The 18202-nt window shown below is 68.7% G+C and carries 19 protein-coding genes; 10 read left to right on the top strand and 9 right to left on the bottom strand.

The features are described from left to right. Positions 1 to 83: 83 nt before the first annotated feature. The 4 genes from ACIG5A_RS13865 to ACIG5A_RS13850 form a co-directional block, all read right to left on the bottom strand. Positions 84 to 860 carry an ESX secretion-associated protein EspG gene (locus ACIG5A_RS13865; RefSeq protein WP_397240519.1) on the bottom strand — a complete coding sequence of 259 codons (777 nt, stop codon included), beginning with the start codon at positions 858 to 860 and terminating at the stop codon, positions 84 to 86. Continuing rightward, the gene (locus tag ACIG5A_RS13860) at positions 860 to 2056 is read right to left on the bottom strand and encodes a hypothetical protein (RefSeq protein ID WP_397240518.1); all 1197 of its coding nucleotides are present in this window, start codon (positions 2054 to 2056) and stop codon (positions 860 to 862) included. Before ACIG5A_RS13860 ends, ACIG5A_RS13865 begins: the two co-directional genes overlap by 1 nt. Continuing rightward, a complete protein-coding gene (locus tag ACIG5A_RS13855) occupies positions 2053 to 2481 on the bottom strand; it encodes a hypothetical protein (RefSeq protein WP_397240517.1) in 429 nt (142 codons plus the stop codon). Before ACIG5A_RS13855 ends, ACIG5A_RS13860 begins: the two co-directional genes overlap by 4 nt. Positions 2482 to 2589: 108 nt before the next feature. Then, on the bottom strand, positions 2590 to 3186 hold the full coding sequence (locus ACIG5A_RS13850) for a DUF3558 domain-containing protein (protein WP_397240627.1): 597 nt from the start codon (positions 3184 to 3186) through the stop codon (positions 2590 to 2592). A gap of 266 nt (positions 3187 to 3452) precedes the next feature. On the opposite strand from ACIG5A_RS13850, the gene ACIG5A_RS13845 reads away from it, so the two are divergent. From ACIG5A_RS13845 to ACIG5A_RS13835, 3 genes are all read left to right on the top strand, one after another. Continuing rightward, positions 3453 to 3992 (top strand): hypothetical protein, encoded by a 540-nt coding sequence (locus tag ACIG5A_RS13845; protein ID WP_397240516.1) that lies wholly within the window; start codon positions 3453 to 3455, stop codon positions 3990 to 3992. Positions 3993 to 4072: 80 nt separating this feature from the next. After that, a complete protein-coding gene (locus tag ACIG5A_RS13840; protein WP_397240515.1) occupies positions 4073 to 5611 on the top strand; it encodes an FAD-dependent oxidoreductase in 1539 nt (512 codons plus the stop codon). Between the two features lie 175 nt (positions 5612 to 5786). Continuing rightward, entirely contained in the window at positions 5787 to 6560 is a 774-nt protein-coding gene (locus tag ACIG5A_RS13835; RefSeq protein WP_397240514.1) for a cyclase family protein, read from the top strand. A 60-nt stretch (positions 6561 to 6620) separates the two neighbouring features. Here ACIG5A_RS13835 and ACIG5A_RS13830 read toward each other — a convergent pair whose 3' ends face one another. Then, the gene (locus ACIG5A_RS13830; RefSeq protein WP_397240513.1) at positions 6621 to 7538 is read right to left on the bottom strand and encodes a methylenetetrahydrofolate reductase; all 918 of its coding nucleotides are present in this window, start codon (positions 7536 to 7538) and stop codon (positions 6621 to 6623) included. Between the two features lie 228 nt (positions 7539 to 7766). On the opposite strand from ACIG5A_RS13830, the gene ACIG5A_RS13825 reads away from it, so the two are divergent. From ACIG5A_RS13825 to ACIG5A_RS13805, 5 genes are all read left to right on the top strand, one after another. After that, the gene (locus tag ACIG5A_RS13825; RefSeq protein WP_397240626.1) at positions 7767 to 8870 is read left to right on the top strand and encodes a polyprenyl synthetase family protein; all 1104 of its coding nucleotides are present in this window, start codon (positions 7767 to 7769) and stop codon (positions 8868 to 8870) included. After that, entirely contained in the window at positions 8867 to 9040 is a 174-nt protein-coding gene (locus ACIG5A_RS13820; protein WP_397240512.1) for a hypothetical protein, read from the top strand. Before ACIG5A_RS13825 ends, ACIG5A_RS13820 begins: the two co-directional genes overlap by 4 nt. Continuing rightward, positions 9037 to 10617, top strand: a complete 1581-nt coding sequence (crtI, locus tag ACIG5A_RS13815) for a phytoene desaturase family protein (RefSeq protein WP_397240511.1) — start codon at positions 9037 to 9039, stop codon at positions 10615 to 10617. The genes ACIG5A_RS13820 and crtI overlap by 4 nt, the downstream gene beginning before the upstream one ends. A 64-nt stretch (positions 10618 to 10681) precedes the next feature. Further along, positions 10682 to 12370 carry an alpha-(1->6)-mannopyranosyltransferase A gene (locus ACIG5A_RS13810; protein WP_397240510.1) on the top strand — a complete coding sequence of 563 codons (1689 nt, stop codon included), beginning with the start codon at positions 10682 to 10684 and terminating at the stop codon, positions 12368 to 12370. Further along, complete coding sequence (locus ACIG5A_RS13805) at positions 12367 to 13368, top strand: phytoene/squalene synthase family protein (protein ID WP_397240509.1); 1002 nt, start codon at positions 12367 to 12369, stop codon at positions 13366 to 13368. Before ACIG5A_RS13810 ends, ACIG5A_RS13805 begins: the two co-directional genes overlap by 4 nt. A gap of 54 nt (positions 13369 to 13422) precedes the next feature. Here ACIG5A_RS13805 and ACIG5A_RS13800 read toward each other — a convergent pair whose 3' ends face one another. Then, positions 13423 to 13791, bottom strand: coding sequence for an Rv2175c family DNA-binding protein (locus ACIG5A_RS13800; RefSeq protein WP_397240508.1), 369 nt, complete (start codon positions 13789 to 13791; stop codon positions 13423 to 13425). Positions 13792 to 13919: 128 nt separating this feature from the next. On the opposite strand from ACIG5A_RS13800, the gene pknB reads away from it, so the two are divergent. Next, entirely contained in the window at positions 13920 to 15935 is a 2016-nt protein-coding gene (pknB, locus tag ACIG5A_RS13795; protein WP_397240507.1) for a Stk1 family PASTA domain-containing Ser/Thr kinase, read from the top strand. A gap of 25 nt (positions 15936 to 15960) precedes the next feature. On the opposite strand, the gene ACIG5A_RS13790 is transcribed toward pknB, so the two are convergent. The 3 genes from ACIG5A_RS13790 to ACIG5A_RS13780 all read right to left on the bottom strand — a co-directional run bounded on the left by ACIG5A_RS13790 (position 15961) and on the right by ACIG5A_RS13780 (position 17632). Continuing rightward, complete coding sequence (locus ACIG5A_RS13790) at positions 15961 to 17031, bottom strand: hypothetical protein (RefSeq protein WP_397240506.1); 1071 nt, start codon at positions 17029 to 17031, stop codon at positions 15961 to 15963. Positions 17032 to 17108: 77 nt separating this feature from the next. Then, the gene (locus ACIG5A_RS13785; protein ID WP_397240505.1) at positions 17109 to 17402 is read right to left on the bottom strand and encodes a hypothetical protein; all 294 of its coding nucleotides are present in this window, start codon (positions 17400 to 17402) and stop codon (positions 17109 to 17111) included. Next, a complete protein-coding gene (locus tag ACIG5A_RS13780) occupies positions 17399 to 17632 on the bottom strand; it encodes a ribbon-helix-helix protein, CopG family (RefSeq protein WP_397240504.1) in 234 nt (77 codons plus the stop codon). Before ACIG5A_RS13780 ends, ACIG5A_RS13785 begins: the two co-directional genes overlap by 4 nt. Before the next feature lie 165 nt (positions 17633 to 17797). Here ACIG5A_RS13780 and ACIG5A_RS13775 point away from each other — a divergent pair, with 165 nt between their 5' ends. Further along, on the top strand, positions 17798 to 18151 hold the full coding sequence (locus tag ACIG5A_RS13775; protein ID WP_397240503.1) for a hypothetical protein: 354 nt from the start codon (positions 17798 to 17800) through the stop codon (positions 18149 to 18151). Positions 18152 to 18202: the final 51 nt, after the last annotated feature.

The following is an 18202-nucleotide window of genomic DNA, read 5'->3' as shown; positions in this document are numbered from 1 at the left end:
CGCGCGAAATGCCCGCGCGGCACGATCGGCCGTATTCCTACCGGTTCCCTGCCGAATATGTTCCAGCAGAACCATTTCGATGGTCAGCGGGCGAACTCGCCCAGATCTTCGATGTGGTCACGGTATTCGGTGACCGCGTGGTCGAGGAGGCGGCTGATGATGGTTTGCAGGGTGGGGATGTCGCCGGGGCGGACGGTCAGGGTGCGCGTGCCGGTTTCGAGGTAGCGGCCGTCGGGGAGGTCGTACCAGCGGACGGTGCCGACCTTGCGGGCCGGGGCGAGTGCGTTGTGCCGGGGGCCGCGGAAGACGGTGATCAGGCCCGCGCCGGTGGACGGGCGGCGGACCAGGCGTTCATAGCATTGCAGCGGTGTGGGTTCGCCGGTGCGGCGGCCGAGTGGCTGATTCTCCGGGCGGAGCGCGACGGCATCGAAACGTTGCGGGCGGCCCCTGCCCGGCGGATGTTTGGGCAGCAGGCGGGTGAGGACGGCGGGCAGTTTGTCGTCCGGGATGATCGACACTTCGATCCGTGGGCGCACCGTGAACTGGGCGGCGAACGCGGCATGACGGGCGTGGCGGGCGGCGGCGACCCGGATCGGGCCGACCGCGTCGTAGAAGCCGTGGATCTCCAGCCACGCCTCGGGGGTGGTGAGCACGGTGAACGCGCGCGTCAGCAGATCCGCCTCATCCCAGCTGAGGCGGCCGCGCTCGGACCAGTCGTGCCGCACCCTGGCCCAGTATTCGTCGCGCTCGTTGATATGCGGGAAGCGGCTCAAATAGTCCAGCGGGTAGAGCATCCGGTCGTTGGCCGGGCCGAACCACAGCGCGGCGAACTCCTCGCTCTCAAATGACCAGGAGGCCATCACTCCCCGATCGCGGGCGGCACGTTCTTGTTCCGTCCGAGCAATTCTTCGGTATTGCGCTCGTGCTTCAGATCGACCTTCTTGTCCTTCTTCTCGTGGTCGCCGTCGCGCACCCCACGGGCCCCCGGCGGGTACATCCCCGGCGAGCCTGCCGCGCCGGAGGTCGCACCGGGTCCCACTGTAGACGCGGCAGCCGGTGTCGCGCCCGGCGTCAGCAGACCCGGCAGCGCGGGACGGCTCGAACCCGGTGCGGGCGAGCCTGTTGTTCCCGGCGTACCCGGGCTCGGCACACCTGAACCAGGGCGCGGGCCGGGACCGGTCGGTCGACTGCCGGGAGTGCCCGCCGCGGTGGTGACGCCGGCGGGCACATTGCCGGGGGTCGTCGTGGTGGTCGCGGGCGTGGTCGTCGTCGCGCGCGACGTGTTCTGGCTGCCGGAATCCAGCAGTGACGAGGTCGTGGTCGGCTGGGGGTTGGTCGCGGCGGGTTGAGTCGTGCCCGGCTTCTGCTCACCAGGCTTGCCGTCGGTCGGCTTCTCGTCCGATTTCTTTTGCTCGCCAGGGTTTTCGGAGCCGGGTGTGCCCGCGTTGCCCGGAGAGCCACTGGTGGACGTGCCCGTTCCCGGTGCGGTCTTGGTGCCCGGAATACCCGGTGTGCCAGGGGTACCGGGCAGACTCCACGCGGCGACGGCAGGGGGGAACGTCGGAATCTTGGCATCCTGGTCGATGAACGGAATCACGTAGCGCTGCTGCATCACCTGCCGCGCCTCGGCCTCGGCGGTCTTCGCGGCCCTGGTCTGATCGTCGTACGCGACCGCGTCCTTCGGATCGGCGGTCACCTCGACCACCGGCGGGATGAAGGATTTCGCGATCACCGCGGCGAGCTCGGTATTGGTGACGGTGCCTGCGGTCGCCGCGAACAGATCCGCCAGGTTCTCCGCGCGCACCGCATAGCTCTCCACCGCACCGGCCGCCGTATCCGCGGCATCCCCGGTCCAGTGACCGTTGACCGCGGAGCGCACCGCGTTCACCATCTCGGTGGTCGAATCCTGCAACAGCGTCCGCGCCCGCAACCAGTTGTCCGCCGCGTCGTTCGAACCGCTCGGCGCGACCACGTCGAACGCTTCCTTGATTTCCTTGTGCGTCAACGCATCCACGTTCTCGGGGTTGGTGATCCCCGGCGGATCGTATTCCGTCATCGCCCACCACCGTGCTCGGGCCGCTGCGCCAGCTTCAACTCGTGGAACCTGGCCGCGAATGCTTGATCGGTCTGCTCGAAACGTTCTCGGATCGTGCGGAAGAGGGTTTGGAGCTGCTCGGCCGCCTTGTAGTGCCCCTCCAACGTATCGAACGCATTGTTGGCACCGTTCGACGCCTTCTGCCGAAACCGCTGAACGATCGTCTGTGCCGACGTCAGTGGTGGTGCTGATTCTCCTAGGCCCCAAGACTGCGACTCGCCAATTGTGTTGACAATCGCCTGTATCTGCCGAAGTTCCGACATTCGGCGGTCCATGGCCTTATCAAGCGTGAGGAACACGGCCGGATCTACTTTCAGCGAAACACCACCGGTCTTGGCCTTCTCGATCATCGGGCCGAACACCTGGGCTGCGCTCTCATCGGCCATGTGCCCTTACCTTCCCCTCTCGCGTAAACCCTTCATCAGCTTGGACGTCTCGGACTGCCGATCGGTTCCGTCCATCGAGGGCACAAAATAACTAGTCGCTGCTCAACCTCAAGCGCCCGACGAGATCGTAGGCACCACCTGCTGCACCAACTTGCTTAGCAGGTCGCAGGCGTTCTGATTTCCAGTCTTGGGCGCAGACGCCGGGTTGGACAAGTCGAATTCCAACAGGCCTGAAGCCAGCTCAGCCGCATATGCGCAGCTAGCTGGACCACGCTCGGGGAACACCGAGAAGTATGCGCCACGACGGCTACCGACCGACTGATCTCGGTACGTGCCGGGGTACTTGGCCTTGACCTTGTCCAAGGTCAAGTTCGTCGTCATGATCCGAACCTCGTACCCTTTGCCCTGCCGATCACCGTACGCACATCCTTTCCAGGTGATGTCGCCCGAATTGGCGGTCACGGGGATGTGATTCTCGAGGTTCTCCGCGTTGAGCACATTCTGCGGAATGTCCTTGCACGGATCGAACTTCGCAGGTTTGGCCGACGACGACGCAGCTGCCGAAGACCCCGCCGTCGTGGACGGCTTCGGCGACCCATCCTTATCACTGCATCCCGTCAGCAGCAGCGCGAGCGCACCCGTGATGCCCACGCTCACCACACCGGCGCGATCCCACCGCATCACCGACCGCGCACCCCGCACCATTTCGATCACGTCCAACCTCCTGCTGTCGACGCTGACCAGCGAAAACCTGTGCCCCATCGGTCACCGTCCGCCGAGATCGGCAACCCCCGATCGACCATCCTGCCCGGAGGCTACCAGCTCATCCGCCCACCGCTGAGCCCCCAGAAAAACATCCGCCGGACGCCCGTGGTCGGCGGTTTTCGCGAATCGCTGCACGGCTGGGAAAGTAAGCGCTACGCTTTGTCTCAGCAAACATTCGGCAAGTTCGACTCTTGGATGTGAGTTTCGTGCAGAATCTTGTTATCCGAGCACTACCGGGCATTGGGGCACTGTTCGCAGTCGCCGCATTCGCGGCCCCGACCCATGCCGCACCCGCTGCCAACGCACAGCAAGCGCAGGACGCCTGCATCGGCTACCTGCTCCAGACCATCCGCGCCATGCCCGAGGGCACCTACCTCGAATTCCAACCGGATCCGGACCGACCGACCCCGCCCGGCCACACCGTGCCGACGGGTACCGGAAGCTTCCTTCTCCCCCGCGACGAGTACTACGTAATCAGCTACCGGCTACTCGGCGATTCCGGCTCGGCCGCATATACCGACGCGGAGTCCGCTTGGGAAGACCTCGGATGGCCGACGAACCGGAAGCCGCCGCTCTCCAACGGAGCCCAGCAGACCAACACCCACCCCACCGCGGACTACACACTCGACGCCTTGTTCGTCGTCGGCCCCACAGGCAGCCGCGTCACCCTCTCGTGTACAACGGCAAGCACCTTCCCCGGCGGCGGCCCAGGCTCCGTCCCCGCCCCCACAACCCTTACTCGGTAGCGGCGCCACTCGGCGACTACGCGGGGACGTCGCAAGCGTCGCGCCAGGGCGGTGCAAGGGGCGTCGAAAAGCATTGGGTCATGGATGAATTCGACGTGGTGATCGTTGGGGCCGGGCCGGTGGGGCTGTTCCTGGCCTGCGAGCTCGGTCTCGCGGGCTGCACTGTTCTGGTGCTCGAGCGGGACGCGGAGCACGGCTCCCAGTGGCGGCGGGCGCCGCTCGGGATGCGTGGCCTGTCCGCCGCATCGGTCGAGGCGTTCGACCGGCGCGGGATGGTGCGCCCGCTCTTGACGGCGACCGGCGTCGCGGACGGGTTCGGCGAGAATTCCGACGCGGACGAACCGTCGCCCCCGCGCATGGCGGGCCACTTCGCGGGCATGACCCTCGATCCGGCCGATATCGACACCGCCGCATTGCCGTTCCGGCTGCCGAGCCCGATACCGGAATTCATGATGGCAGGCCTCGACCAAGTCGAGTCGGTGCTGTCCGAGCGGGCGGCCGAGCTCGGTGTACGGATCCGGCGTGGCGCCGCGGTCTCGGCCATCGCGCAGGACGAGGACGGCGTGGTCGTGCGTGCCGGCGAGCACGAGTACACGGCACGCTGGGTCGTCGGCTGCGACGGCGGACGCAGCACAGTGCGCAGGCTCGCGGACTTCGACTTCGTCGGCACCGAGCCGCAATTCACCGGCTACGTCGCGCTGCTCACCCTCGCCGATCCGGAGAAGCTGCGCCCCGGTTTCATCACCCTGACGCCGACGGGCGCATACCTCCAGATGCCCGCCGCGGGACACATCGGGATGATGGACTTCGACGGCGGCGCGTTCGACCGCACGCAGCCGCCGACCCTCGACCATCTGCAGACGGTGCTGCGCCGGGTATCCGGCACCGACGTGACGGTGAGCGAGGTCGAGCTCGCGTCGAGCTTCACCGATCGGGCGAAGCAGGCGACGACCTACCGGCAGGGACGCGTCCTGCTCGCGGGCGACGCCGCGCACATCCACTCTCCCCTCGGCGGGCAGGGGCTCAACACCGGCCTCGGCGACGCCATGAACCTGGGCTGGAAACTCGCGGCGACCGTGCACGGGCACGCGCCGGACGGGCTGCTCGACACCTATACCGGCGAACGCCATCCGATCGGCGCCGGAGTGCTCGAATGGTCACGCGCCCAAGTCGCGGTCATGCGGCCGGACCCCCATGCCCAGGCCATCCAGGCGATCGTCCGCGACCTGCTCGCGACCCGGGACGGCACAACCTATGTGTTCCAACGGATATCGGGATCCTCGCTCCGTTACGACCTCGGCGGCGGGCACCCGCTGATCGGTCGCGGCGCCCCGAACTTCCGGCTCGAGGACGGCACCCGGCTCGGTGACCTGATGCACGACGGACGGGGCGTCGCACTCGATTTCACCATCGACCGATCCCTGCGCGATTCGGCGGCGGGTTGGGCGGGCCGGATTCGCTACGCGGCCGGACCGGCACGAAACAACCTCGGCTGCGGTGCGGTGCTGATCCGGCCCGACGGCGTCGTCGCCTGGGCCGGTGATCCCACCCCCGATCGGGCGGCGTTCGAACAAGCCGCCGACCACTGGTTCGGCGCAATGCAATTGGAGCACGCATGACCTGACCGAACTCCACAATCGCCGCCTGGTTGCGATCGGTCGCGCGACCGGGCGCCGTTTGTCGATGGTTCGGCATCGAGCGCAGTCGGATGGTGGCCCGTTCCGGCGTATCGCACCGCAATGTGACTACCCTCGATCAGCTACGGAGACGAACCGTTCGGAAAGGGCCACTGCCATGCCGACATTCATCGATATCTCGGTTCCGCTGCAAGCCGGGATCGCGTCCGATCCACCGGGCTATGTGCCGCAGATCGAATACCTCGGCCACCCCGACACCGTCGACGACATGCTGCGTTTCTTCCCCGGCGCGACCGCGGCCGACCTGCCGGACGGCGAGGCGTGGGCCATCGAGCGCGTTCAGCTGACCACGCACGCGGGCACCCATCTCGATGCGCCGTACCACTATGCCTCGACCATGAACGGCGGCGAGCGCGCGATCACCATCGACGAGGTGCCGCTGGAGTGGTGCTTCCAGCCGGGCGTGAAGCTCGACTTCCGGCACTTCGAAGACGGTTACGTGGTCACCGCGGACGATATCGATGCCGAGCTGGACCGCATCGGCCACACGCTGCGCCCGCTGGAGATCGTGGTGGTCAACACCAGCGCCGGAACCCGTTACGGCGCCGACGATTACGTCTCCTCCGGCTGCGGTATCGGCCGCGCCGCCACCCTGCGCCTACTGGAGCAGGGCGTGCGACTCACCGGCACCGACGCGTGGAGCTGGGACGCCCCGTTCACCTACACCGCCAAGCGATACGCGAAAGACCATGACGGGTCGGTCATCTGGGAGGGGCACAAGGCGGGCCGCGATATCGGCTACTGCCATATCGAGAAGCTGCACAACCTGGAACAGCTCCCGCCCACCGGATTCCACGTCTCGTGCTTCCCGGTGAAGGTGCACGCCGCCTCGGCCGGTTGGACCAGGGCGGTGGCGATCATCGACGCGTGAGCGTCAAGGCACTGTGTGAGCGTCAAGGCACTGTGTGAGCGTCAAGGCACCGCGTGAGCGTCAGGCGCTGATGGGTGCGGCACTGACGCCGTACCCGAGGTTGGTGAGCACCTCGCTGGTCGCCTTCGCGAAGTTCAGCGTGATGAAGTGCAGGCACGGCGCGCCCTCGTCGATGAGGCGCTGCCCCATCTCGGTGGCGATCTCGATACCGACCTCGCGCACCGCGGCGCGGTTCGCCTCGGGATCGTCGCCTGCCGCCTTGTGCAGCCGCTCCAGCACGGCGGCGGGCAGCGGACGCCCCGACAGTTCCTCGGCGCGCTCCACCGTGCGCAGCGAGGTGATCGGCATCAGCTCCGGAATGATCGGCTTGGCGCCCTCGACCGGATCGCAGGCGATCACCCGATCGCGCAGGCGCAGATAGTCATCCACGTCGAAGAACATCTGGGTGATCGAATACTCCGCGCCCGCACGGAGTTTCGCGCACAGGTACGCGGTATCGGAGTCCAGGTCGGGCGAGCGGTGGTGGCCCTGCGGGAACGAGGCGACGCCGACGTGGAAGTCGCCGAGATCGCGCACGATGCGCACCAGTTCCTCCGCGTAGGCGACGCCATGCGGGTGCTTGGTCCATTCGCCGAGCGGATCGCCCGGCGGGTCGCCGCGCAGCACCAGGATGTTGCGGATGCCCGAATCGGCGTACGCGCCGACCAGCGAACGCAGTTCGGCGACGCTGTGCTCGACCGCGGTCAGGTGCGCGACCGGAAGCAGGGTGGTCTCGGTGGCCAGCTGACCGGTGACCCGCACGGTGCGGTCGCGGGTGGAGCCGCCCGCGCCGTAGGTCATCGAGACGAACGCGGGATGCATCCGCTCGAATTCGCGCACCGCGCGCCACAGCCGCGCCTCGGCGGCGGCGTCCCGCGGCGGGTTGAACTCCACGGAGAACGGGACCGCGCTGCGCGAATGGATCCGCAAGCTCTGCATCACAGAGACGTTCGGTGGCGTCGGGGACGGCCGGCCTGGGGTCGAGCGTCCCCGTACGTTGTCGAAAGTCACCGGTTCAGTGTAGTGGGACTTGTTACCGACCGGTCGGGGCAGCCGAGCGGAATCGCGGCGGCCGCGTATTCTTCGGTCTTGGCAGCGGTGTGCCCGATCCACCGCACCCGCCGCGCTCGATCGGCGCCAACCATCCGAACGATCCTGGAGGCTCTCCTGTCCACGCCAACGGCCATCGCACGATCGTCGGGCACGGCGGCCTTCGCCACCGCTGTGGAGTCCGCGCTCACCCAGTTCTTCGCCACCCGCAGGGCCACCGTGCAGCAGCTCGGCCCGGTCTTCGTGGAGGCGGCCGACGAGCTCGAGCTGTTCGTGCTGCGCGGCGGCAAGCGGACCAGGCCCTCGTTCGCGTGGACCGGCTGGGTCGGCGCGGGCGGCGATCCGAACGCGGCCGACGCCACCGCCGTGCTGAACGCTTGCGCCGCACTGGAATTGGTGCAGGCCTGCGCACTGATCCACGACGACATCATCGACTCATCGCGCACCCGGCGCCGCTTCCCCACCGTGCACGTCGACTTCGAGCAGCGCCATCGCAATCGGGGCTGGATCGGTGATCCGGAGCACTACGGCACCAGCGTGGCGATCCTGGTCGGCGATCTGGCGCTGGCCTGGGCCGACGATATGGTGCACGCGTCCGGGCTCGACCCGGCGGTGATCGCCCGGTTCGCGCCGGTGTGGTCGCAGATGCGCACCGAGGTGCTCGGCGGGCAGCTGCTCGACATCTACGGCGAGGCGGGTGGCGACGAATCGGTCGAGGCCGCGATGCGGATCAACCGGTACAAGACCGCCGCCTACACCGTCGAACGGCCGCTGCACCTCGGCGCGGCCATCGCCGACGCGGATCCGGCGCTGATCGCGGCCTACCGCACCTTCGGCACCGATATCGGCATCGCCTTCCAGCTGCGCGACGACCTGCTCGGCGTCTTCGGCGATCCCGCGGTCACCGGCAAACCGTCGGGTGACGATCTGCGCGAAGGGAAGCGCACCGTGCTGCTCGCCGACGCGCTGCAGCGCGCCGACCTCACCGATCCGGCCGCCGCGGCACTGCTGCGAGCGAGCATCGGCACCGACCTCGACGCCGATCAGGTCGAGCGCATCCGCGCGCTGCTCACCGACCTCGGCGCGGTCGACGAGGTGGAGCGGCGCATCACCGAACTCACCGAGCAGGGCCTGGCCGCCATCGAGGCGAGCTCGGCCACCGCCTCGGCCAAGGAGCAGCTGCGCGCGATGGCGCTCGCCGCGACGAGGCGTGCGGCATGAGGGCGATCGTTGGCCCGCACGAACGGGCGATCGTGGTCGGCTCGTGCCCGGCGCGGCCGGAGGACGGCAAGCGGGTGGCGGGTCTGATCGAACGCCGGGTGATCGTCGGCGGCGCCATGCCGACCCGCCGCGGCATCGGCCCGGCGGGACGGCGCAGGAGAACCAGGTGAGAACCGTTGCCGGACCGGCCGATCGGGTGGTCGTGGTCGGCGCGGGCCTGTCCGGGCTGGCCGCCGCGCTCTATCTGACCGGTGCGGGCCGCACGGTGACGCTGCTCGAGCGCGCCGATCACCCCGGCGGCCGGGTCGGCCGCTACCGCGGCCCCGACTACGAGATCGATTCCGGCGCAACGGTACTGACGCTGCCCGAGCTGATCGCCGACGCACTCGCCGCGGTCGGGCGCGACTTCGATTCGTGCACGCCGCCGCTGCGCATCCACAAGCTCGCGCCGAGCTATCACGCCCGCTACGCCGACGGCTCCACCATCCGGGTGTTCGCCGATCCGGACACCATGGCCGACGAGGTGACCGCGACGTGCGGCGCCGACGAGGCGCGCGGCTATCGACGGCTGCGCACCTGGCTGGCGCGCGTCTACGCCGCCGAGTTCACCGAGTTCATGGACACGAACTTCGATTCGCCGCTGGATATGGTGCGCAAGCCCGAAAAGCGTGCCGCGCTGGCCGCTTTGGTGCGGCTGCGCGGGTTCGGCAGGCTGGCGCCGCAGGTCGGCCGGTTCGTGCGCGATCCGAGGCTGGCGCGGCTGTTCACCTTCCAGGCGCTCTACGCGGGCATGGCGCCCGCCGAGGCGCTCGCGGTGTACGGGGCGATCCCGCATATGGACACCTCGCTCGGCGTCTACTTCCCCGAGGGCGGCATGCGCGCGATCGCCGCGGCGCTGGCCGAGGCGTTCACCGCCGCGGGCGGCACGCTCGCGCTGAATACCGAGGTCACCGGGATCGACTACGCGAGAAGGCGGGCCACCCGAGTCCGCACCAGCGCCGGGCCGGTCGACTGCGACGCCGTGGTGCTCACCGCCGATCTCGGCAGCATCGAACGCTTCGGCGTGCGCAAGCGCCGCGGGCTGCGCGCCGCGCCGTCGGCGGTGGTCGCGCACGGCACCGTCCCCGCCGAGATCGCGCGCACCTGGCCGGTACAGGCGCACCACACCATCGAATTCGGTCACGAATGGGACAGGACGTTCCGGGAGATCGCGGCGCGGCGCGGGCGCGGCAAGACCATGAGCGACCCGTCGCTCTTGCTCACCCGGCCCGCGCTCACCGATCCCGCGATGTATCTCGACCGTGCGGACGGCCGCCACGAGCCGCTCTCGGTGCTCGCGCCGTGCCCGAATCTCGATGCGGCGCCGCTGGACTGGGACCGCCTCGGCCCGGCCTATCTGCGCGAGCTGCTCCAGGTCCTCGAGGAGCGTGGGTATCGCGGTATCGCGACGCATTTCACCGTCGATCGCCTCGATACGCCGTACACCTGGCGTGACCAGGGCATGCTGGCGGGCACGCCGTTCTCCGCCGCGCACCTTTTCCGGCAGACCGGACCGTTCAGGTCACGCAGTTTTCCACGCTCCAGCGACAACGTGGTTATCGCCGGTTGCGGCACCACGCCCGGTGTCGGAGTGCCGACGACACTGCTGTCCGGGAAACTGGCGGCAAACCGGATTACCGGCGGCATCGGGCCCGCTCGGGTCGAAACCGCACGTACCAGCGGGATAGTGTTCCCGGCGACGCCGTAAACTGAGCGCCGACCTGTTTACCCGCGGTTGCGACCGCCAACCATTCCGGGGGGACCGACACCAGATGGCATCCCCCGAGACGAGCGCCCCAGCGACCACCACAACGACAGTGACCACTTCGCCGACCACCGCACCCGCCGCCACCGTGCGCGCCACCCCGGCGCCCGCGCGCCGCTGGATACACACCTACGCCGATTTCGCCCGCAGTCCCGAGGGCCACGCGGCGCTGCTCGGCTTCTTCGGCGCGCTCATGATCACCTTCGGTGGCTTCGGCGCCGGCGCCGTGCGCAAGCAGGACCCGCTGCTCGAGGCGATGCACCTGTCCTGGCTGCGCTTCGGCCACGGCTACGCGCTGTCCACGATCGTCATCTGGATCGGCGTGCTGCTGATGATCACCGCGTGGGTTCGGCTCGGCCGCACCACGATCGGCACCGGCGACCGGCCCGGCGCCGAGGTGACGCTGAACGAGCTGCGCGCCATCGTCGGCATCTGGATCTTCCCGCTGCTGTTCGCGGTGCCCATGTTCAGCCGCGACGCCTACTCCTACCTGGCGCAGGGCGCGCTGCTGCGCGACGGCATCGACCCGTACAAGTACGGGCCCGTCGCGCTCGAACCCGGTGTGCTGCTGGACAACGTGAGCCCGGTGTGGACCACGACCACCGCGCCGTACGGCCCGCTGTTCCTGCTGATCGGCCGCGCCATCACCACCGTCACCGGCGACAGCGTGGTGGCGGGCACCATCGCGCTGCGCCTGGTCATGCTGCCCGGCCTTGCACTGATGATGTGGGCGGTGCCGTACCTGACCAAGCACCTCGGCGGTAAGCCGACCGTCGCGCTCTGGCTGGCCGTGCTGAACCCGCTGGTGCTGATCCACCTCATCGGCGGCGTGCACAACGAGGTGCTGATGGTCGGCCTGATGTGCGCGGGCGTCGCGCTGGTGCTGGAGCGCCATCACGTGGCGGGGATCGTCGTGGTGGCCATCGGCGTCGCGATCAAGGCGACCGCGGGCATCGCGCTGCCGTTCCTGGTGTGGATCTGGATGCTGCACGAACAGGAACGCCGGGCCGCACAGCGCGCGGCGGAGGATCCGTCGGCCGCCCTGCCCGACGATCATCCCGATGCCGCGCGGCCCAGCGAAGATATGCCGCATCCCGCCTGGACCTTTGCCAAGATCGCCGGGCTCGGCCTGTGCGTCTTCGCGGTGGTGCTCGCCGCCGCCTCGGCCGCCGCCGGTGTCGGCCTCGGCTGGCTGACCGCGCTGTCGGGGTCGCAGCGGATCATCAACTGGCTGTCGCTGCCGACGATCCTGGCGCATATGGTCCTGTGGGTCACCCCGTTCCAGATGGATCCGGTGCTGAAAATTACGCGCGCGCTCGGCGCGCTGGCGCTGGTGGTCGTGCTGGTGTGGACGTGGTGGCGGTTCCGGCACAGCGAGCGGGAAGCGGTGCTCGGCATCGTGATCGCGTTCGTCGGCATCGTCATCCTCTCGCCCGCCGCGCTGCCCTGGTACTACTCGTGGCCGCTCGCGCTGGCCGCGGGCTTCGCGCTGTCGACGACGACGCTGATGGTGCTTGTCGGCCTGTGTACCTGGTTGATGCTGGTGTTCCAGCCGGACGGTTCGATCGGGCTGTACGACTTCTTGCATGTGGCGCTGGCGACATTCGCCGCGGTGGTCGCGGCCATGTCGCTGCGCAAGGTCGACCCGCTGCGGTTGCGCGCGCCCGCCGAGCCGGCGACGCCGACGCGGTCATGAGGGCCGGGGAGCCGACCGCGACCCCGGAACCCGATGCCGACCTGGAACTGGCGGGCGCCTATCGCGCGTGCCGCCGGATCGCCGCGGTCAACGGGCGCACCTACTTCCTGGCCACGCGGCTGCTCGCCGCCGAGCGCAGGCCCGCGGTGCACGCGCTGTACGCGTTCGCGCGGATGGCCGACGATATCGTCGACGACGCCGAGCGCGGCACGGACCTCCACGTCGCCGACGAGCTCGACCTGGTCGAGAAGCAACTGCGTATCGTGCTCGAACACCGGCCGTATGACGGTGGCGCACAGGGTGACTCGTGGACCGAGGCCGATAACGCTTGCGCGCGACTACGTTCGCAGGTACTGCACGCGCTGGCCGATACCATCCACCGCTACGACATTGCTCCGCACCACTTCCTGACGTTCCTCGACTCGATGCGCATGGACGTTCCGGGCACCACGCACTTCCGCGATCGATACGCGACGATGGCGGACCTGCGCGACTACATGCGCGGTTCGGCCGCCGCGATCGGGCTGCAGCTGCTGCCGGTGCTCGGCACGGTGGTGCCGGTCGCCGAGGCGGAACCGGCGGCCGCCGCGCTCGGCGAGGCGTTCCAGCTCACCAACTTCCTGCGCGATATCGCCGAGGATCTGGATCGCGGCCGGATCTACCTGCCCGCCGACGAGCTCGCCGCCTTCGGTGTCGACGCCGACCTGCTCGCGCACTGCCACCGGACCGGTCGCACCGACCCGCGGGTACGCAGGGCGCTTGCCCATGTGATCGCGATCAACCGTGACATCTATCGCATCGCGAATCCGGGTATCGATCTGCTCGAGCCGCGTGTCCGCCCCGCCATCCGCACGGCAAGCGCCCTGTACGCGGGCATTCTCGACCGGATCGAACAGTCGGGCTACGCGGTCTTCGCGCAGCGTGCGGTGGTCCCCCGGCACCGCCGCCTGCGCGTCGCCTCCGTCGAGTTCGTCACGGCCGCCCTGCGGCGCGCCTGAACCAGCCCGCCGCGCGCACAGCGCGGCGGCCAGGCGCGCGGCCGGGGATTCAGCTCAGAAGGGGTCGGCGGCGGCGCGGCGCACGACCTCGCGGGCCAGTGGGCCGTGCAGTGCGTCGACGGGTCTACCCGGCAGCGTCTCGTCCTCGGTGAAGATCCATTCGAGGATCTCCTCGTCGGTGTACTTGGCATCGCGCATCACGGTGATCAGGCCCGGCAGCATCTTCACCACCGCGCCGTCGTCATCGAAGAAGCGCTCCGGCACCCCGGCGACGCCGTCGCGGCGCACCGCGAGGAGTTGATGGTCACGCAGCATCTGATGCACCCGGGTCACCACGAGGCCGAGCTTGTCGGCCACTTCGGGCAGCGGCACCAGCGCCACCGACTCGGGAAGAACATCATCACTGCAGGGAAATGCACTCACCCGGATAACGGTAGACGGTCCGCCGCCGCACGTCGTGAGACACCCGGGCACGTTTCGTCGATACCATCGTGGGGGCCGCACGGGGCGGTCGTTCGCTTGTCGCACCGAGCGCGAGGGGTGAGAACTTTGTGAAAACCGGAGGACATCAATTGATCGGCCAGATGCTGGAAGGGCGCTATCGCATCGATGCGCCGATCGCCCGTGGTGGCATGTCGATGGTCTTCCGTGGGGTGGACACGCGCCTGGATCGCCCCGTCGCCATCAAGGTGATGGACCCGAAATTCTCGGGAGATCCGCAGTTCCTGTCCCGATTCGAGTTCGAGGCGCGCGCGGTCGCCAAGCTCAAGCATCCGTCGCTGGTCGCGGTGTACGACCAGGGCGTCGACGGCGAGTACCCGTTCCTGATCATGGAGCTGGTCGAGGGCGGCACGCTGCGCGAACTGCTGCGCGAGCGCGGCCCGATGCCGCCGCACGCGGTGCGCGCGGTCGCCGAGCCGGTGCTCGCCGCGATCGGCGTCGCCCATCACGCCGGGCTGATCCACCGCGACATCAAGCCGGAGAACGTGCTGATCTCCGATGCCGGCGAGGTGAAGATCGCCGATTTCGGCCTGGTGCGCGCGGTCGCGGCCGCCAACACCACCTCGGCGAGCGTGATTCTCGGCACGGCGGCGTACCTGTCCCCCGAACAGGTGACCACCGGCACTGCCGACGCGCGCAGTGATGTGTACGCCTTCGGCGTGCTGATCTTCGAACTGCTCACCGGGCGGGTCCCGTTCACCGGCGACAACTCGCTGTCGGTGGCCTATCAGCGGATCGAGAACGACGTACCGAGCCCGAGCCAGTTCATCGCCGGTGTGCCGCCGGAGTTCGACGATCTCGTCGCCCGCGCCACCGCGCGCGAACCGAGCCACCGCTTCGCCGACGCCACCGAGATGGCGGCCGCGCTGCGCTCGATCGCCCACGCGCTGAACCTGCCGCCGTATCGGGTGCCCGCGCCGCAGGAGTCGGCCGAACATCTCAGCGCCAGCTTCAAGGCGGTCACCCCCGATGATCCGCGGCCCGAGCCGTACACCCCGCCGCCGCCGCGCGCGCCGCACCCGCAGCCGCCCGCACAGCAGCAGGTGCAACACACCAAGGTGGTCACCGCACCGCGGCCGCGGGTGCCCGAATACGCTCCGGCGCCCGATCATCGGCAGCCGGTCGACGACTACGCCTCGCAGCAGCTGCACCAGCCGCCGCCGTCCTATCCCGGCTTCGACGAGCGCAGGCGCTCGCGGCGCACGGTGTGGATCTGGGTGGCCATCGTCGCGGCCATCACCCTGCTCGTCGGCATCGGCGGCTGGTGGCTCGGGGTCGGCCGCTACTCCCCCGTCCCCGCGGTCGCCGGGCTCGACAGCGACCGCGCGGTCGCCGCGCTGCAGGCCGCCGGTTTCTCCACCGAGATCAGGCAGAAGGCCTCGGAGACCGTTCCGGTGGGCGGCGTGGTCGGCACCGATCCGTCGGCGGGCGCCAAGGTCACCAAGGGGTCGACGGTGGCGGTGCTGATCTCCAGCGGCAAACCCAAAGTGCCGGACGTGAAACCGGGCGACGACGTGGCGCAGGTGACCAAGCTCATCCGCGATGCCGGGCTCTCACCGGTGGACGCGGGCGAAACATCGAGTACCGCACCGAAAGGCACGCTCGCGAAAGTGGAACCCGGTGCGGGCACCGTCCTTCCGGCGGGCGGGCAGGTGAAGGTGTACCGCAGCAAGGGATCTCAGCCGGTGAAGGTGCCCGATGTGCGCGGCAAGACCACCGAGGAGGCGATCCAGGCGCTCACCAAGGCCGGAATCACCGTGCGCGAGACCAGGGCTCAGTTCGATCGGAGCATCGAGGCGGACAAGGTGATCGGCACCGATCCGGCGATCGGCACCACGGTGCAGTCCGGCGACGGCGTCACGCTGATCGTGTCCAACGCGGTGAAGGTGCCCGGGGTCATCGGCTCGTCCGTCGGTGAGGCGCGCACCAAGCTGCAGGCGCTCGGACTCCAGGTTGTCGTGCAACAGCTCACGCAGCTGGACAGTTCGGTGGTGATCTCGCAATCGCCGGGACCGTCGTCGAATGTGCAATCGGGGGCGACGATTACGATCGTCGCGCTGCCCTGAGCCCCGGGGGTCGGATACCGCGGGCTCAGTACTGCTCGATGATGCGCCTGCGCAGTTCCGCGCCGAACTGCGGGTTGCGCGCGGCGACGAAGGCTGGCACCGGTTTGGTGACGCCTTCGGTGGTCCACGCGCCGCCGACACCGGCGAGATGATCGAAGAAGCCGAGCACTTCCTTCAGCCCGAGGGTGAACCCCTCCTTGCCCTCGTGCATGGTGTAGATGGTGATCCCCAGTGACGCCAGGATCGGCAGATACGCGGTGTCGTACGTGGTTTGAGCGCGCGGGCAGACCAGGGCGGCGAGACCGCCGAGCACCAGGCCGAGCGCGGCGGGCGCGCCACCGAGCGTCGAGACGTAGAGGTCCTTGTCGGCGAGCAGCGGCGCGATCACCCGGCGCCGGGCCGGATCCGAGGCATTCGTCGCGACCGTATCCGCCCGGAAACCGTCCAGCACAACCGGATCGGTGATCGACACCAGCCGCTTGCCGATGGCGGCGCCGCGGGCCGCGCTGTCGTCGGTATCGGTACCGAGGGCGATATCCGTCGCGGTGTACACGTTTCCGACGAGCGCGCCCTGCTCGTCGCGCTGGTAGCAGGCGACGAAACCGGAGGAGTTCATCACCGCCGCGAACATCAACAGGTTTTCGTTGCCCTTGACTCGCCGATAGGCGAGCAGATTACAGGCGTAGCCGAAGGTGAACGACTCGTACAGCGTCGACCCGTCGAGCGCGTCGATGGAGAAGATCAGCGAACCGGGCGGTGAGCCGATCGCCGCCCACCAGTCGTGCTCGGTCGCTTCCTCGCCGACCACGTAGCAGCCGGGGAACAGGATGCGCAGCCGGTGCTGCATGACGACGTGGGTATCCCGATCCGCCGGGATGGGCTCGTGGCCGGGATGGCGGCCGAGATCGGCATCGCTCAGCCCGACGTCCTCGGCGAGCAGCGCGAGCCGCCGCAGCGCCTTGCGGTGCTGGATATCGCTGGAATCCCATGTCTCGGCGTCGATCACATCGTTGCCGCCGAGTAGTAGCCCGTTGGCGAATGTCAGCCCCTCGACCATGACATCCAGACAACCGTCTCGAAGGGTGACTCGGTCCATGCTCGGGCCCTCCGTTCGCCAGGCGCGTCCCGTTCGACGGTCCGAGACTATCGCTTACCACCGGCGATTTCGGCGCACTAGCGAGTCTTGTTACAAGACAGACGGATACGCGGCCGATCGGCGGGCCGCACATACACACGCGGGCCGCCGCACCGACCGCTGTCCACGGTCCACGCGGCGGGCAAGGCGAGCAGTTCGAGCAGGCGGCCGCCGCCGAGCCACAGTGAGTACGGGTTGTCGCCCGGCATAGTGTTGCGCCGCAGCCGGATTGCCGCACCGGCGAAAACGCCCGCGTACCAGTCGTTCGTGTCGGGTACGCGGACGAAGACGATCGCCGTGCGCAATGCCAGCTCCGGCTCGGCGAGGATCAATCCCGCTCCTCGGTGGCCGGTGCGGTCAGTGTGGCGAGCACGTCGGTGGTGCGCGCGTGCGCCGCGGCGACCTGTGCCTGGAGTTCGGGGTCGGCGAGGCGCTGCTCGACGTAGAGGTTCATGGCCCTGCGGATCTGCTCGGCGAGGTTGGTGCCGTCGACGATCATCAGCGCCTCCAGGCGCTGAATCATGTCCTGCGGCAGACGCACGGTAACCGGCTTGTCCGTCATGGTGTCCTCCTCTGCTTGGGCGATCGGTCGAGACGATCACTACATGATTCTCGACCTCTAGCCACCTGTTGTCAAACTTCAGATTACTGTAATCTGATTTCCGAGTACAGATGACATCGAGCACCCGATGGCACTGCTGCTTATGACCCGGAAAGGACAGGTGCAATGGCGGCACCAGCTACACCGCTACTCACGGCGCGCGCACTCTTCATCCTCAGCCTCGCGGTGGTGGTCGGCGTGGCCGGCGGCTACCTCGGACATCTGGCGGACCAGGACTTACCCATCGCGGCGGTCACCGGCATCGTCAGCGCGGGGGCGACCATCACCCTGGCCCTCGCGGTCGACTGGGCGACCATGCTCAGCGTCCGCGGCGGCGCGATACTGCTCGGTTCGGCGGTAGCGGGCCTCATCGTCGGCACGCTCATCGGCGCGGGCACACACAACCCGGCGCAGGGAATCCTCTACGGCGCAGGGGTATTCAGCGCCATGCTGGTCGGCTTGGACAAGTACACCGCATAATCGCGGACCCCGCACAGCACGAGAGCGCGGGATGCCAACGGCATCCCGCGC

The organism is Nocardia sp. NPDC052566 (genome assembly GCF_044547285.1).
Classification (GTDB): domain Bacteria; phylum Actinomycetota; class Actinomycetes; order Mycobacteriales; family Mycobacteriaceae; genus Nocardia.
The sequence above is the reverse complement of the archived record's forward strand: the minus strand, read 5'-3'. Positions and strand labels throughout refer to the sequence as shown.